The sequence below is a fragment of the Cronobacter universalis NCTC 9529 genome (genome assembly GCF_001277175.1).
In the GTDB taxonomy this organism is placed as follows: Bacteria; Pseudomonadota; Gammaproteobacteria; order Enterobacterales; family Enterobacteriaceae; genus Cronobacter; species Cronobacter universalis.
This window is the reverse complement of the sequence record NZ_CP012258.1, coordinates 12,335-26,612: the sequence shown is the minus strand read 5'-3', so window position 1 is coordinate 26,612 and position 14,278 is coordinate 12,335. Positions and strand designations below refer to the sequence as shown.

18 protein-coding genes and 2 pseudogenes are annotated in these 14,278 nt (G+C 51.8%); 16 read left to right on the top strand and 4 right to left on the bottom strand.

Annotated features, from left to right (window positions below):
• Window positions 1-9 precede the first annotated feature (9 nt).
• The 9 genes and pseudogenes from AFK65_RS20085 to AFK65_RS20070 all read left to right on the top strand — a co-directional run bounded on the left by AFK65_RS20085 (window position 10) and on the right by AFK65_RS20070 (window position 5,857).
• Entirely contained in the window at window positions 10-477 is a 468-nt protein-coding gene (locus AFK65_RS20085) for a hypothetical protein (RefSeq protein WP_032805204.1), read from the top strand.
• 290 nt (window positions 478-767) lie between these two features.
• Window positions 768-866: pseudogene (locus AFK65_RS22345) on the top strand (hemagglutinin repeat-containing protein); the annotation flags it as partial.
• Between the two features lie 73 nt (window positions 867-939).
• Window positions 940-1,284: a hypothetical protein gene (locus AFK65_RS20080; RefSeq protein ID WP_038858857.1), complete on the top strand. Its 345-nt coding sequence runs from the start codon at window positions 940-942 to the stop codon at window positions 1,282-1,284.
• A gap of 3 nt (window positions 1,285-1,287) precedes the next feature.
• Entirely contained in the window at window positions 1,288-1,641 is a 354-nt protein-coding gene (locus tag AFK65_RS21980) for a hypothetical protein (RefSeq protein WP_071602589.1), read from the top strand.
• A gap of 909 nt (window positions 1,642-2,550) precedes the next feature.
• Complete coding sequence (locus tag AFK65_RS21465; RefSeq protein WP_081589526.1) at window positions 2,551-2,943, top strand: zinc ABC transporter substrate-binding protein; 393 nt, start codon at window positions 2,551-2,553, stop codon at window positions 2,941-2,943.
• Window positions 2,944-3,121: 178 nt separating this feature from the next.
• Entirely contained in the window at window positions 3,122-3,517 is a 396-nt protein-coding gene (locus tag AFK65_RS21460; RefSeq protein WP_071602590.1) for a hypothetical protein, read from the top strand.
• Between the two features lie 142 nt (window positions 3,518-3,659).
• Window positions 3,660-3,827: pseudogene (locus tag AFK65_RS21455) on the top strand (histidine phosphatase family protein); the annotation flags it as partial.
• Window positions 3,828-3,918: 91 nt separating this feature from the next.
• Window positions 3,919-4,686, top strand: coding sequence for a COG4705 family protein (locus tag AFK65_RS20075; protein ID WP_007705709.1), 768 nt, complete (start codon window positions 3,919-3,921; stop codon window positions 4,684-4,686).
• 112 nt (window positions 4,687-4,798) lie between these two features.
• Window positions 4,799-5,857: a ParB/Srx family N-terminal domain-containing protein gene (locus AFK65_RS20070; RefSeq protein WP_007705710.1), complete on the top strand. Its 1,059-nt coding sequence runs from the start codon at window positions 4,799-4,801 to the stop codon at window positions 5,855-5,857.
• 4 nt (window positions 5,858-5,861) lie between these two features.
• On the opposite strand, the gene AFK65_RS20065 is transcribed toward AFK65_RS20070, so the two are convergent.
• Window positions 5,862-6,392 (bottom strand): GNAT family N-acetyltransferase, encoded by a 531-nt coding sequence (locus AFK65_RS20065; RefSeq protein ID WP_007705712.1) that lies wholly within the window; start codon window positions 6,390-6,392, stop codon window positions 5,862-5,864.
• 298 nt (window positions 6,393-6,690) lie between these two features.
• On the opposite strand from AFK65_RS20065, the gene AFK65_RS20060 reads away from it, so the two are divergent.
• The 5 genes from AFK65_RS20060 to AFK65_RS20040 all read left to right on the top strand — a co-directional run bounded on the left by AFK65_RS20060 (window position 6,691) and on the right by AFK65_RS20040 (window position 11,069).
• Complete coding sequence (locus tag AFK65_RS20060; protein ID WP_038858855.1) at window positions 6,691-7,896, top strand: MFS transporter; 1,206 nt, start codon at window positions 6,691-6,693, stop codon at window positions 7,894-7,896.
• Between the two features lie 345 nt (window positions 7,897-8,241).
• Window positions 8,242-9,180 carry an omptin family outer membrane protease Cpa gene (gene cpa, locus AFK65_RS20055; protein ID WP_007705717.1) on the top strand — a complete coding sequence of 313 codons (939 nt, stop codon included), beginning with the start codon at window positions 8,242-8,244 and terminating at the stop codon, window positions 9,178-9,180.
• A gap of 127 nt (window positions 9,181-9,307) precedes the next feature.
• Window positions 9,308-9,850, top strand: coding sequence for a carbapenem self-resistance protein CarG family protein (locus AFK65_RS20050; RefSeq protein ID WP_007705721.1), 543 nt, complete (start codon window positions 9,308-9,310; stop codon window positions 9,848-9,850).
• Between the two features lie 83 nt (window positions 9,851-9,933).
• Complete coding sequence (locus AFK65_RS20045; RefSeq protein ID WP_032805179.1) at window positions 9,934-10,629, top strand: helix-turn-helix transcriptional regulator; 696 nt, start codon at window positions 9,934-9,936, stop codon at window positions 10,627-10,629.
• A gap of 56 nt (window positions 10,630-10,685) precedes the next feature.
• Complete coding sequence (locus AFK65_RS20040) at window positions 10,686-11,069, top strand: VOC family protein (protein ID WP_007705724.1); 384 nt, start codon at window positions 10,686-10,688, stop codon at window positions 11,067-11,069.
• A 54-nt stretch (window positions 11,070-11,123) separates the two neighbouring features.
• Here AFK65_RS20040 and AFK65_RS20035 read toward each other — a convergent pair whose 3' ends face one another.
• The gene (locus AFK65_RS20035; RefSeq protein WP_007705725.1) at window positions 11,124-12,014 is read right to left on the bottom strand and encodes a GNAT family protein; all 891 of its coding nucleotides are present in this window, start codon (window positions 12,012-12,014) and stop codon (window positions 11,124-11,126) included.
• Between the two features lie 403 nt (window positions 12,015-12,417).
• Between AFK65_RS20035 and AFK65_RS20030 the strand changes: the two genes are divergently transcribed.
• Entirely contained in the window at window positions 12,418-12,729 is a 312-nt protein-coding gene (locus AFK65_RS20030; protein WP_007705726.1) for a type II toxin-antitoxin system HigB family toxin, read from the top strand.
• Window positions 12,726-13,145 (top strand): helix-turn-helix domain-containing protein, encoded by a 420-nt coding sequence (locus AFK65_RS20025; protein WP_007705727.1) that lies wholly within the window; start codon window positions 12,726-12,728, stop codon window positions 13,143-13,145. Before AFK65_RS20030 ends, AFK65_RS20025 begins: the two co-directional genes overlap by 4 nt.
• A 166-nt stretch (window positions 13,146-13,311) precedes the next feature.
• Here AFK65_RS20025 and AFK65_RS20020 read toward each other — a convergent pair whose 3' ends face one another.
• Window positions 13,312-13,668: a nuclear transport factor 2 family protein gene (locus AFK65_RS20020; protein WP_032805180.1), complete on the bottom strand. Its 357-nt coding sequence runs from the start codon at window positions 13,666-13,668 to the stop codon at window positions 13,312-13,314.
• 81 nt (window positions 13,669-13,749) lie between these two features.
• Window positions 13,750-14,193: an NUDIX hydrolase gene (locus AFK65_RS20015; RefSeq protein WP_007705731.1), complete on the bottom strand. Its 444-nt coding sequence runs from the start codon at window positions 14,191-14,193 to the stop codon at window positions 13,750-13,752.
• Window positions 14,194-14,278 lie beyond the last annotated feature (85 nt).

Below are 14,278 nucleotides of genomic sequence, written 5' to 3'. Positions count from 1 at the left end.
AAGGTGAACATGTCAAATGATATTTGCGGTTATTTATTGCCTCCTTTGAATGCCGAGGAGTTACGTAATTTAAATGGTTATGCGGAATTGCAAAAAATAGGTATAGCTCAAATAAAAAAAGAAGAGTTATATAATTTTCCAAATGAGCTCATACCTACAAGCGACTGTTATGCATTTTTAATAAGTGACAGGCCTCACTATCCAAATGCAAGCTATTTAATAGACTATTTGGATTATGCTCCTGAAGCTGATATAGGTTTTCCGTTGGAAGGGAAGGCGCGATTAAATATACTTTTAGATGTGCTGTCTGATATTTTCAGTATTACTAATGCGCAAAAGATGCTGGTTGCATTAACCGAGTGCTCCCAGATTGAAACGATTAAAAAAATTAAACTTTGTGAGCTATATGATGTGATCCATAAGGACTTCGAGTTGTATCAGGGGCCGCCTGACACACTTTATGAAATCACAGGCTAAAGTCATTTTTATGACGCTCGGGAATATGCAGCATAGTGCTTAATATTCACAGTAAGCACTTGTTTTTTAAAAAAAGTTTGAGCGCAATAGTTTTACATTTAAAATATCGGCAGGGTTAAAAATGAATAATTTTATATCACTGTAAATGCATCGTATTTAATAAGAAGTTCACCATTTCAACTGCCATGGCATCATATGAAATAATATAAAAACCCATACCATGATTCGATTTTATATGGCCTATGCCGGATATGACGACCATGCTCTCTGGCGCGTAGGTAAACGGCCAGACGGTGAAAGGTAACATTAGCCGCGATCTCAATATCACCAGCCTGCAGGATCGTGATAACTATAAGAGTAAGCAGCAGAGGGTCAGTGTAACTATTTGACCTGCTTCCCGCTGATTGATACACCGCAATGTTATTAATGTCTTCATAAGCCACATGAGGACAACCTATTCTGGTGGCCGAGATTGTGCGCACGCAGAGCGATCTCGATGGCCTGAAAGCGGCGATAGCCCAAACGGGCACGTCACTTCAGGGGCTGCCGGAGAAAGAGCGCCTGGAAAAACTGGCGGCCTTGCGTGATACGGCCGTATACAAAAAAGTGACCGAAAACACCGGCACCGGGAGCGATGTGCAGCGTGCGATCACCGCCGCGACCGCCGCTGTCAGCGGGCTGGCAGGCGGTAACCTCAATGCCGCGTTAGCGGGTGCGGCGGCACCATATATCGCTAATGAGATTGGTAAAAACATCACCGACCAGAATACAACGGCGGGCATTATGGCCCATACCGAAGGACGGTAAAAAATGACTTCTATCGAAAAAGTGCCAGATTGTATTGAGTTGCTTTCATTTTTTGAAAGTACGCCCTTTCTTTCTGATGAACTAGATCACAGATATGGTTATTCGTATATTGACAGCAATGGGGTTAAATTAATTTTTTCTTATGCTGCGTTAGAAGGTTGGATACAAACTCTTATTGAATTTAATGGCAGCATTATATCCCAGCATCTTAGTGAAGGTGTAAAGAGCTTTGAAATCAGAACTGAAATAGAAGGGGGTTTTTTATATTCAAAAATAGATTCTTCCAGTTCAGTGACACGAATGGAGATTAGGTTAAAACCACAAATATCAGTTAAGTGGAACACATTATCGAAATAAATTATTGTGTTGAATATTTAACAATATATAAACATCCCGACCTTTGAGCCGGACTTATGTTTCATGTTTGATCACCGACAAATCGCTGGTGTCGTTAAGCGCCGGGGAAGGTCTTAAGTCATTGCTTCATATTCGGTCCGTTAATCGAGACCATGCTCAGCCCCTCGGCCCAGCCGTATAGCTTTCGGGTACTCCGGGTAGTGAAAACTATGCAACCTGACATCGCCCGGTTTCGGAGCATTATGCTGACGGTACATGGGCAGAGAGCGATAGGAAAGGCGATGAATCATACGGACAGCGCCCGTAAAGTGGAGTCACAAGGGCACACCACTATTGTAAACAATTGATACTGGTAAAGGTGGCCATTTTATTGTGGTTGACTTAATGAAAAAAGTTGATGAGGTAGATTATTATATGATCCGTGATTCATTTAATAAGCCTGCCAGGGTTCGCCCGGATGTTTTAGATAAATGCCTGAATTTTAATGGGATTGTTCTGGAATGATGACCGTAAAAGAGGTTTTAGATAATTGTGCTAATGATAATGAGGTATATCTTGATGGATATCTTATTTATCATTCTGACGGTGATCTGAGTCTGATAGATAAAGATTACGGAAATAACTATTTAAAATCTCCTTTTTGAAATCAAAAATAAAGAACTTAGTGATAATCTTGAAAATAATGTAAGTTTGTACGGCGGCTGTTCATCAAGATTATTTCATTACGCCAAAGTGAAAGGCCGTCTTTTTATTGATGACGATGAAAATCACTATCTGGATATAGAAGAACTGATGGTTGAAGATGGCGGGAGGTGGCATTTGATAGACCTGAACAAACAGTATGAGTCAAGAAGCAGTGATGGTATCACATGGGACGATATTTTTAAAAAAGATGATGTTTAGACAAAAATGCACACGTTAACTCCTAAAGTGGAAGCTGAGTTAATAGATAAGGAATCAAATAAAATACCTGTGAAAAAAAACGAGATATATATAAAGATGCTATCACTCTCTCTTCCCTATATTAGAAACATCCAGTCTTTGGATGTGAAAGATAAAGGTCGAGATATATCATGTTTTTTTGAGGCTGAATTGGTGCATAATCTAATGCATTCGCTCCTTGTCGCAGAATTCACTGAACATGATATATGGTTTTTAAATAATCAAGCTAAATATTATTGTGAAAAATGCACTGCAGATATATCTCCTAATTATAGCCAGCAGGTTGAATATATTAAAAAATTGTTTAATATAGTGCCTGATAGCTTAAAACCTAAACTATACTGGAAAGGTCCTTCATAAAATATCGGCCTCTGAACCTTAACATTTTATCGTCATTTAATGTGAAGCGGGCAGTCGTTACGATTGCGCTTGCTCACCGGTAGCTCATCGATATCTTTCAACGTACCTGATTGCTTACTTGACCTGCTCCTCGTTGTGAAAACTGTAAAAATATATTTGGTGGCGAATAATGACATATATGGACGAAGAGTTTTTAGAAAATGATTTGGACTGGTTTTTATGTGATCGGGACGGTTTTGTAGCTCACTTTGCAACGGGAGGAAAAGGGCCTGTGCCTTTGGGAATTAGAAAATACCTTGATAATTATGATTTGGTTTTTAATTATTTTTTATCGCTAGAGCCTTTTTCAGTAGCAGATGTTGTTGTGGACAATGTTCCACATTTTTTGGATGAAATACAAAAAGAAAGTTACTTAAGTCCTTTTATTAAAATGTCGCATATTGGATTGTTTAGCTATGACTTTAAGGACGGGTATTATAAGTTAATATCGAAGCCAAAACGCCCGTTGGAATATGATGAGTTGTCAGATTTTATTAAAAGAATTATTTTTGTCTCGTCTGAGAAATTTTCATAGATACAATCATTTATTAATTTAAAATTAAACTCCCGGACTTTGAGCCGGGAGGTTCAGGCCTGAGGGTATGTGTAATTTTAGGCCTATGACTAATTTATTAATTTTAATACGTTAGCTAATTTTGGGGAGTACAGATCTCGCTATCCTTCAGGGCGCGCTGGCGCTCCTCAACAAAGACGGCAATATCGATAACTTCCCGCGCTATGCGCAGCCGAACGCCAGCTACGCACGGTTAACGCTTACGGCGGACCGCTGCGACGTCATTCAGTGGGGCATCGCGACCCATTTGCGACACCTGTCACAAACGTAAAAAACCTTCCCGTTCTTAAGTCTTCCTTAAGATTAATCCTATAACTTCACTCTGGATCCTGCCCCTGTCGGGCCGTAACGGAGCACACTTTATGCAAAACACTACCTCTGCGCTCAGCAAAGTTCCTGCCGTCACCGCCGCGTTCTGGCTGACGAAAATCGCCGCGACCACGCTGGGTGAAACCGGCGGCGACGCGGTCACGATGTCGATGGATCTCGGTTATCTCACCGGCACGCTCATCTTCGCGGCGATCTTCCTCGCGGCGGTGGTCGTGCAGATCCGCCATCACAGCTTTAATAAGTGGATCTACTGGTTCACGGTGGTCGCCACCACGACGGTCGGCACCACGCTTGCGGATTTCGCCGACCGCTCATTAGGTATCGGTTATCTCGGCGGTACAGTGCTGTTGAGTAGTCTGCTGGTGCTTTCGCTTCTGGTCTGGCGGGTAACATGCGGCACCATTGCCGTGGATTCGGTAAACAGCGTGCGTACCGAAAGCTTCTACTGGGTGACGATTATGTTCTCCCAGACGCTCGGCACGGCGCTCGGCGACTGGACGGCAGACAGCGAAGGCTTCGGTTATGACGGCGGCATCCTGCTGTTCGTTGGCGCACTGGCGGTTATCTGGCTGGCGAGCCGCTTTACCTCGATTTCGCGCACCGTGTTGTTCTGGGCGGCGTTTATCCTCACCCGTCCGCTCGGCGCGGTGGTGGGCGATTTTCTCGATAAACCCATCGCCAAAGGCGGCCTTGAGCTCAGCCGTTACGGCGCATCCCTTACACTGATCGGTCTTATCCTGGTTTGCCTGTGGGTGTTCCCGCATCGCGCGGCGCTGAAAAAACGCGCGCCGGTATTCTGAGTTTTCTCTTCCGACCCGCGGTACCCGCCGCGGGTTCTCCTCTCTGCATTTCCCTTCATAACGGTTGCCCTGTGCCGTACACTGTCTCTTAGTACACACGCAGGGAGCTTGCATGACACACTACTGGTGGAAAGATTTACACGATCGTAACGACGCCTGGCTGGGGCTTGCGCTGACGGTAAAGGGCGAAACGCCCTCAGGCCTGGCGCTGGAGATGCTGAGCGGACATCACGGACGCATGGCATTACAGCTGCGCGGCGAAACGCTTTTCTGGGCCTCGATGCTGAAAGATTATTCCGGCGTCTGGCTCGTTACCAACCGTGAACATCCCGATCAACTCAATCTGCTGCCGCCGGTGCGCTCCGAAGACATTGAAGCCATAAAACGTAAGGGCGACGCCGCCTGGACGGGCGAGTGGTGCCGCTATTTCGCGCGGCAATTGATGGATTCTCCCGCGCCGCTGCTGGCGCCGCGCGACTGGCTGTTACGCCCGATGCTGCCCGCGAAACGCCACTCGTCATACCTGCGCAACACCACGCCCGACATCGACCAGTGGTATTTCAAAACGCCCCCCAGCGCAGGCGACTGGGGTGTGGACTGGGCGCTTTACGGCGAAGATTTTCGCTCGCTCACCGACCCGGAATACGTCCGGCTGGTGGACTGGTGGTGGGGCGGTCATCTGCTGATGGGCCGTTACCCGATTGACCCGCACGCCGGGCGCCTTAAGTGGTGGCGTAAAAAATGCCGCGAGGGCGCGCTGCCGCCGGTGCTGGTCTGGTATGTCGCCGGGCTGGCGTCCTATGTGGTGCTGGATGGCCATTACCGTCTGCACGCCGCGATGGAAGAGGGCATCCCGCCGTCATTCCTGGTGCTGAGCGAATACGCCGAGCGGGAGTTCCCGGCGGACGAGGCTCAGCGCGAGCGGGTGCAGCGGGCGCTGGCGTTGCAGCAGGCGAACAATCCGGGCTGCAATATTGATGGCATTAACCAGACGTTAATTAATCTGTGGGACCGGCGTTACCTTTACGCTGAAACGCACAGCCGCGCCACGCTTGGCAACGGCGAAGGCTGGGCGCGTGAGGTCACGGCTTACCTGCGCCGTCACGGGCAGACGGCGTATCTGGAGAATGTCCTTAACGGCACGGAAAACCCGGTCGACGACGCCGGATAAAGGCTTACCATGCGTGCCAGTCGCCGCGAGTCAGGGTGTACAGCAGGCTCGGCGGCGCGTTATCGACGTCATGGATCTCACGCACGTAGCGCAACCCTGCGTGGGTCAGCACTTTGCGCGACGCCAGGTGATTGCTGCGCACTACCGCAGAGACTGCCTCAAGCGCCAGATCTTCAAACCCATAGCGAACGGCGAAGCGGGCGAACTCTGTGGCCAGCCCCTGTCCCCACGCCTGCGTCGCAAAACGGTAGCCGAGATTATTAATCTCCGCGTCCGCATAGCGGCGGATGCTCAGCCCGCCAAAACCGATGGTCTCATCGGGCGCGGTGGTTAACGCGATGCGCCAGTTCCCAAAACCATATGCCTGCCAGTGCGTCAGCCAGCGCTCCATCACACCTTCCGCGTGCGCGCGGTTCAGGTATGGCCCCGCCGGGTTAAACGTATTGGTCGCCGGATCGCCGTAAATCCGGAATAAATCGTCCACATCGCTCTCTGTGACCGGCCGCAGCCGCAGACGCGCCGTCTCTGCAAACATAAGTATTTCCTCATAATTGCGTCGCCTCTGTTATAGCGCAGATGCGGGTACAGAACGACTCCCCCTCCGCCAGGAGCACAAAACATGACGCCGGAAGGCGATTTGACAGCTGAATAATCCGCTGGTTTGGTTTTACGCAGACGAATTGGCGACGTGGATTAAGTCTCTGAACGTTCGTTAAAAAAATGGTTTATGGTTAAAGCGTTACGAGGATATATCGGGCCGACACAGGGACGCGCCGCCATTGGACCCCTTTATTTACGCGTGTCGCGCGGCCATCACGACTAAAGGAGCAGTAATGCGTGCGGAAGTCACCCTGCCTGTCGGGCAGCAGAACAGGAATATTTTTCGGCTGGCGACGGCCCAGGCGCTCGCGGGCGCGAACTCGGTGGTATTTTACGCGACCGGGGCGATTGTCGGCGACGCGATGGCGCCGGATCAGGCGCTGGCGACGCTGCCGCTGACGATTTTCGTTGTCGGGATGGCGGCGCTGATCCTGCCTTTTGGCGCGCTTGCCCGCCGCTATGGCCGCCGCGCGGCGTTTATGGCGGGCACCAGTACCGGCGTGCTGACCGGGCTGACGGCGGCGTTTGCCGTGGTGCTGGGTTCGTTCTGGTTGTTTTGCTTCGCCGGATTTATGAGCGGCGCGTATGCCGCCGTCGCGGTTTCATTTCGCTTTGCGGCCACTGATGGCGTAGCGGGCGAACGGCGGGCGCGGGCGCTGTCGCTGGTCATGGGCGGCGGCGTGGCGGCTGGCATTGTCGGACCCATGCTGGTCAACGGCACGATGGATCTCTGGCCGCCCTATACCTTTGCCGCCACGTACCTTGCGCAGGCGCTGGTGGCGGCGGTGTCCGCGGCGGTGCTCTGGGGCGTGAAAGCGCCCGATCCGGTCGCGGCTGAGCTCCAGGTGCGCGGCCGACCGCTTCGGGAGATTGTGCGCCAGCCGGGCTTCAGCCGCACCGTGTTCAGCGGCGCGGTGGCGTATATGGTGATGAACTTCCTGATGACCGCCACCCCGCTGTCGATGCATATGCATGGCCTTTCACTCCAGGATGCGAATCTGGGCATCCAGTGGCATGTAATCGCGATGTACGCGCCGGGTTTCTTTACCGGCAAGCTGATTACCCGTTTTGGCGCCTCGCGCATCGCGGCGGTGGGCCTGGCGATCTCGGCGCTTTCTGTCGCGGCGGGCCTCGCCGGAACGGCGGTCGGGCACTACTGGCTGCTGCTGATTTTACTCGGTATCGGCTGGAACTTCGGTTTTACCGGCGCGTCGGCGCAAATCCTCGATTACCATCGTCCGGAAGAGAAAAACCGCGTGCAGTCGCTGAATGATTTTGTGGTGTTCGGCGTGATGATCGTGGGCTCGTTCTCTTCCGGCGCGCTGCTGACGCTGGTGGGCTGGAACGCCGTGCTGTGGTGCTCGCTGGTTCCTCTGCTCGTCGCCATGATGGCGCTGATGGCTGAAAAACGGCGCGCCGCGGCCTCATTAAACGGTTAATCGCTGCTTCACTCTCACCATATTATATTGCGCCAGGCGAACGGGGCCGGCGCAATATAGCCTCAGGTTTTTCCTGGCCTGCAAATAACCTCTTGTACAAAAAATAAACGTAACGAAATTACAGCGCTGTTTTTACTTACTCGTTTTGCGTTATTCCGCGTGCGGTTTTACTGACGAGCCATTGTCCGCACCTGAAGCCATCGCCAGCGCTCAGTCTGATTTACGTCATTTTTTATCTGCGCTGCTATATTTGAGAGTGATCAGGCACGCTGGCTGTAGGCGCAAATTCACAGCGATATTCTTATATGGCGCTTTCAGGTGCGTGGAAATTCAAGGGAATAATATATGAATAAGAAACGTATTATCGTGGCGATGATAGCTGTCTCCGGCCCGGCGAATGCCGCTTCTTCTGTGATGACGATGCCGGATTTTTCTGCGCGAAGCGTGGCTGTCTCCACCTCAATGGGGATGCTGGCTGGAGAATCAAAAGAATTTGTCTACGACGCCAGCACCGGTCGTAAAATCAGCCAGCTGAACTGGAAAATTAAAAACAATCTTATCCTCAAGGGCGATGTCTCCTGGGATGCATGGTCTTTTCTGACGCTTAACGCGCGCGGGTGGACAACCCTGAGTTCTGGTAACGGGCATATGGAAGATTATGACTGGCAAAGAGAGGATCAGTCTCACTGGACCGACCGTTCGCGCCATCCTGATACCGATCTGAATTATGCCAATGAATATGACTTAAACCTGAAAGGCTGGGTACTGAAAGGGGATGATTATAAAGTCGGCGTTATGGCCGGTTATCAGCAAACTCGCTTTAGCTGGACCGCCTACGGCGGCTCCTTTAATTATGATAATGGCAATGATGTCGGCAGCTTCCCGAACGGTGCTCGCGGTATCGGTTACCAGCAGAAATACAGCATGCCATATATTGGCCTGACCGGTCAGTATCGCTATCAGGACGTTGAAGTGAACGCGCATTTTAAATTCAGCGACTGGGTGACCGCGAAGGATAACGACGAGCATTATATGCGCGATCTGACGTTCCGTGAGAAATCTGACGACGCCCGTTACTATGGCCTCGCGGTTGATGCCGGGTATTATGTGCTCCCGAATACGAAACTTTTCGCTGAATTCACCTATAACCGCTATAAGGAAGGGAAAAGCGGGACGCAGATGCTTGATAACGCTGCCGGAACGTCTTTCTCGGATAATGGCGATGCCGCCGGCCTGCAAAACAAAAACTATACAATTACCGCAGGTCTTCAGTACCGTTTCTGAAAAATATCCTTAATCGATAAGTGGATCAGAAAGCGAACTTCCATCATGCTGTATTGCGCCAGGCGATCGGCGCTGGCGAAAGGCTTCCTTTTTGCCGACACTCTCTATTTCAAAGGGATCGATTGAGATGAAACTGAGCGCGCTGTTTATTGCTTCGCTGCTGACGGCGGGCTGCGCCCATGCCGGACAGGCTGTTCCCGTGGCGCTGAAGGATGGGCCGAACACGCTGGATATCAATCAGGATGGCGCGAACGATCTTATTTTCAGCGCCACCTATGACAATAATACCTCCCACCCCAGCAGCACCCTCACGGTTTATATCCAGAAAGACCACGCCTGGCTGATTGTCCCGGTGCCGGATGACGATGGTTTTACCTGGAGCGATTTCCGGCTTTCCGCGTCGACCACAAAAATCAGCGGCTATGAACCGTATCAGGTTAATCATATTTTCTATCTGGTCCGGGCGGTGAAAATCGCGGACTCCTCAGAAAGTACGGACTTAACCGATGCCACGAAAGTAAAATTTACGCGCTACCGGATAGCCAGTAATACCGCCGACCCTGGCGTCGCGGCCTTTTTCTGGCAGCCGTCCGGCAGTTACGTGACGGACGCCGCTTACGGCGATGTGGACGACGCCTTTCGCACGCTGAATATGGATAAGTTTCTGTGAGACGGGCGACGGACACGGCTTTACTTGTCGTAGGCTGATCCCACAACACGCCGCCTATGACGCATACACCACCGAGACCCGATATGACCCGGACACAACGGCTTTTAGAACTGCTCCAGCTTCTGCGATCCCACCGTTACCCGGTGACGGCGGCGACGCTTGCGGAGCGGCTTGATGTCAGCGTGCGTAGTATTTATCGCGATATTGAAACGCTGAAAATGCAGGGTGTGGAGATCGAGGGCAGCGCGGGGATCGGTTATATTCTGCAATCCGATTACCACCTGCCGCCGCTAATGTTCGATGCCCATGAAGTTGACGCGCTGATACTCGGCCTGCACTGGGTGATGCGCCATACCGACCCGCAGCTGGAAGCCGCGGCCCGCAACGCGGTGGCGAAAATTCACGCCATTCTTCCTGAGCATCTCGCGCAGCAGATCAACTACCCGTCGCTGATGGTGGCCCCGCCCGGCAATGAGGGCAGCCTGCGGTTTCTGGCGGATATTCGCAGCGCTATTCATCAGCGCAGAAAGCTTGAGCTGGTGTATACCGATAAAGACGGCGCCGCGTCGTCGCGCCTGGTGTGGCCCATTGCCCTGGGTTTTTTTGACGCGGTCAGGATGCTGGCGTGCTGGTGCGAGCTGCGCCAGGCGTTCCGCCATTTTCGCATCGACCGCATGCAACAGGTGACCATCAGCGAGCAATCGTGTCCGCAATCGCGCTATAAGCTGCTGAAAGAGTGGAAGAGCGCGGAAGGGATTGTGCAGGCAAAAACCTACTGACAAAAACTGTCACCGCTGGCTGTTACTGTCATGGCTCACCACACAAGGAGAGCCAAATGATTACTGCCGATATGTCTATTCTCTATGTTGAGAACGTCCTTAAGAGCGCTGAGTTTTATTCCACGCTGCTCGGCTGCGAGCCGGTTGAGAAACAGCCTACGTTCGCGTTATTCGTGCTGGAGAACGGTTTTAAACTGGGGCTGTGGTCCTGCTATACGGTTGAGCCGGTCGTGAATCAGCGTGCGCCGGTGCCAGCGGGTGAAATCGTCTTTAAGGTGCAGGCGCGGGACGAGGTCGAACATTTTTATATGCTGTGGTGCATGGAGCGTCAGGCGACGGCGATCCAGAGCCCCGTGGAACTCGATTTCGGCTATACCTTCGCGGCGATGGACCCGGACGGTCACCGTCTGCGCGTCTGCTACCTTAATCCGGAACGGTAACGGGTGCGGCCAGGAAAACTGGCGTACGCCGGTTTTCCTGCGTTCACGTATTTATCAGAAAATGGTTCTGCCGAGCGGGATAATATCGCACCACTGTTTTTTATAGCTCCAGAACGCTTTATAGATCCCGAGCGAAAAACGCAGCGCCTTATTTTCTCTGGCGCACAGCGCGCGGGCGTTGCTTGTATTCAGCCATAACAGAATACTGCCCAGATTGAGCGTGGTGTACTGCGGATCGTAGCCGCCGTTAATATCATCGAAATAGATCCACTCAGGGCTGCTGCACATAAAAATAATATCGAACGCGCACGGGCGCGCATTGAGAAACAGCACGCTGCCAAAAATCAGGTGCCGAAGTGCGTCAAAGGTGCGGACCAGATCGTCATATTTAAAGCAGTAAATTTTTCCCTGCCAGCGCAGGGTGAAAAGCTCGATATATATCGCTGCTAACTCTTCTGAGGAAAAACTGTTCGCGTCCCGCACCACGCCGCCCATGGCGCAGAATTTCTCAAACTCCTTGCGGCGTTTTTTCTCCGATGTCTTCGAGATGTTCTCTTTGATCCAGGCGACTTTGTGCTTAAGACGCCCGGAGTAAAGCGTATTAATAAACAGGCCTTTATGCTGCGGGGAGAGCCGTTTATTGGTCACCGGCAGGTAGGCGCGTTTATTTGGGCGCAGGGGGAATAAGACATCATCGAAGACGACAGGAAAATGTTGGTGCTGCAAGCTGCACTTTCCGTTTACGGAAAAGCAGGCGCCTGCGTCGTCGTCACCCTCTTTCAGCGCGAAATAACGCAGCGTCAGATTCTGCTCACGGCTTAAAAATTGCAGCACATCCGGGTGACAGCACACTGAGCCGCCGAATTGATCATAAATACGCGCGTAACGGGCTGCATCGCAGGGTTGCCAGCCAGCCAGATTACCGACGAAATTTTTAAACTGCATAGTGCCGCACCTGTATAAAACTGCTGTGAAAAGCCACTAAGCCGGCCTGAAAAAGACACGCAGGCGTAAAAATATTCGCTATTGTCCACTCGCACTGTTAAGAGAACATTAAGATCGCGTTTAGCGTCATACGCTTGCATGGTATCGCGAGTGCAGCTGTGGGCAATCAGAAGGTATCCGTTACGCAGAAGTCGTCGTCTGAGCTGCTTATGCTGGCTGTCGGTTCGTCAGTGAGGTTTGGCCTTTCAGTATCCTAACGGCAGTCGACTATCGCAGCGAAATATGCCCTGAAGGGACCATTACTATCAGCGACCTCCTCAGCCGCACCATAAGCTGTGTTGTCGACAAGGTTATAGTGCGTTATAGTGTTTACATAATGTGAACGAAAGAAGGGAATCTCTCAATGCACGTCATTTCCAAAGAGCCATTTGAACAAGCGGCACGGCTCTTTCCAAACGACGCCACAGCCATAAAGGCGCTGTTTCGCCTGGTATGCGAAACAGATTTTAAATCGCCTGATGAACTTCGCGCCGCCGTGCCAAGTCTGGACAATTTTAAGTACCGTAACAAATGGTGGGTGTTAGATGTGGGTGGCAACAACCTGAGGGTTATCGCCTACATCAATTTCGTGAATAAACGCTTCTACGTGAAGCATATCGCTACCCACGCCGAATACGATAAGCTGACTCGCTACTATCGGGAGAACAAAGAATGATCGCCGACACCACTAAAGCTATTGAAGCAACAAAACAACTGGTAGCGGCTGTCCCTCTGCTGGGGGGAAGCTCTTCTGAGAAGGACTACCGTGACGCGCTGGCGCTGGTGGATTACCTGATTGACCACGACGACGAAAACCCGCTGATCGACTTACTGGCAGCCAAAATTGCCGATTACGAAGACAACAGCGAGCGCTTTGCAGAGTTCAACAAAGAAGTTGCAGAAATGCCGGTGGGCGTCGCGCTGCTGCGCACGCTGATTGACCAGCATAAGCTGTCCTACGCCGATCTGAAGGAAGAAATTGGCTCTAAATCGCTGGTCAGCCAGATCCTTTCCGGTCAGCGCTCCCTGACGATCTCGCACATTAAGGCACTTTCCGCTCGCTTTGGCGTTAAGCCGCAATGGTTTCTGTGATATAGCCATTTTCAGCCCGCGTAACGGCGGGCTTTTTATTGCCACCCACCAAAAACATTGACTCATGTGAAATGACTTTCAGCAGAATCCTCGCATGCCCGGCGCTGATAAAACGCTTTTGACTTTTCCATGGACGGCACAAGCCCGCGCGCCGGGCAAATGCGCGTCAGAGTAGCGTGGTTTTTAAACCGAGCACCTGCCAGTCACCGTGGCGTTTAACCCAGGTGCGGAAATGGTGAAAACGGCCATTCAGCGGCGCACCGGCGTAGGTGCCCGTGATGGCCACGCAGGTATCGACAATAATGCAGTGGTCGCTCTCCTGGGCCTGAAAGGATTCACGTTCAATCGCCTCAATGGTGATGGCGCCGCTGGCATGCAGCCCGATATCCTCAGTTTTCGTGACGCGCTGACCGGCGTGATTCATAAAGAGCAGATCGTCGGCGATTAACGCCGTAAGGGCCGCCACGTCAGAGTTTTTCATGGCGGTAAAGAGCGTATCTTCGAGTTGCAGCGGCAGGTTCATGGCGTTTTTTCCTCTGGTATGCGGCCACACTATCAGCCTGCGCCTGGCTGTAAACCCGTTGAAATTTGTAGGTAACTGCCTTCAGTGCGCCGCCATTACCTCCAGCAACAGCCCCAGCGGATAAATAGTGTCGGTGGCGCGGGCGAGGGCTTCCTGCGACCACCAGCGGTGATCGTGAATTACGTGCTTTTCATTCGCGCTCCAGCCTGAGAAATCGGTCTCTTCGCAGTCAACGTGAATCATAAAAAAGCGCTCGTCGGCCAGCACCGTTTCGCCATTCGGCAACATCATCGTAAAGGCGCGCTGCGCCACTTCCGGGCCGGAGGATGTGCGCACGATACCGGTTTCTTCCCGTAATTCACGTATAGCCGCCTCCTGGAATGACTCTCCGTCTTCGACGCCGCCGCCCGGCGTCGCCCAGTAGGAGCGCCCGGCGAGCGCGTCGTCGCGGTGGGTAAAGCGAAACAGCAATAACCGGCGATCGGGGCTCATAATCAGCAATCGTGACGCGGGGCGTGTACGCATGACGGGGCCTTTTAAGGAAATGTTTAACGCAGCGCCGAGTATACCGAAAAGCGCGCACGGATTTTCCTGAGCCCCTAATATTGGC

Bases quoted from the DNA above. Each gene is read 5' to 3' on its own strand.
- AFK65_RS20085 (WP_032805204.1), top strand. From the start codon at position 10: ATGTCAAATGATATTTGCGGTTATTTATTGCCTCCTTTGAATGCCGAG.
- AFK65_RS21980 (WP_071602589.1), top strand. From the start codon at position 1,288: ATGACTTCTATCGAAAAAGTGCCAGATTGTATTGAGTTGCTTTCATTT.
- AFK65_RS21465 (WP_081589526.1), top strand. From the start codon at position 2,551: ATGCACACGTTAACTCCTAAAGTGGAAGCTGAGTTAATAGATAAGGAA.
- AFK65_RS21460 (WP_071602590.1), top strand. From the start codon at position 3,122: ATGGACGAAGAGTTTTTAGAAAATGATTTGGACTGGTTTTTATGTGAT.
- AFK65_RS20075 (WP_007705709.1), top strand. From the start codon at position 3,919: ATGCAAAACACTACCTCTGCGCTCAGCAAAGTTCCTGCCGTCACCGCC.
- AFK65_RS20070 (WP_007705710.1), top strand. From the start codon at position 4,799: ATGACACACTACTGGTGGAAAGATTTACACGATCGTAACGACGCCTGG.
- AFK65_RS20065 (WP_007705712.1), bottom strand. From the start codon at position 6,392: ATGTTTGCAGAGACGGCGCGTCTGCGGCTGCGGCCGGTCACAGAGAGC.
- AFK65_RS20060 (WP_038858855.1), top strand. From the start codon at position 6,691: ATGCGTGCGGAAGTCACCCTGCCTGTCGGGCAGCAGAACAGGAATATT.
- cpa (WP_007705717.1), top strand. From the start codon at position 8,242: ATGAATAAGAAACGTATTATCGTGGCGATGATAGCTGTCTCCGGCCCG.
- AFK65_RS20050 (WP_007705721.1), top strand. From the start codon at position 9,308: ATGAAACTGAGCGCGCTGTTTATTGCTTCGCTGCTGACGGCGGGCTGC.
- AFK65_RS20045 (WP_032805179.1), top strand. From the start codon at position 9,934: ATGACCCGGACACAACGGCTTTTAGAACTGCTCCAGCTTCTGCGATCC.
- AFK65_RS20040 (WP_007705724.1), top strand. From the start codon at position 10,686: ATGATTACTGCCGATATGTCTATTCTCTATGTTGAGAACGTCCTTAAG.
- AFK65_RS20035 (WP_007705725.1), bottom strand. From the start codon at position 12,014: ATGCAGTTTAAAAATTTCGTCGGTAATCTGGCTGGCTGGCAACCCTGC.
- AFK65_RS20030 (WP_007705726.1), top strand. From the start codon at position 12,418: ATGCACGTCATTTCCAAAGAGCCATTTGAACAAGCGGCACGGCTCTTT.
- AFK65_RS20025 (WP_007705727.1), top strand. From the start codon at position 12,726: ATGATCGCCGACACCACTAAAGCTATTGAAGCAACAAAACAACTGGTA.
- AFK65_RS20020 (WP_032805180.1), bottom strand. From the start codon at position 13,668: ATGAACCTGCCGCTGCAACTCGAAGATACGCTCTTTACCGCCATGAAA.
- AFK65_RS20015 (WP_007705731.1), bottom strand. From the start codon at position 14,193: ATGCGTACACGCCCCGCGTCACGATTGCTGATTATGAGCCCCGATCGC.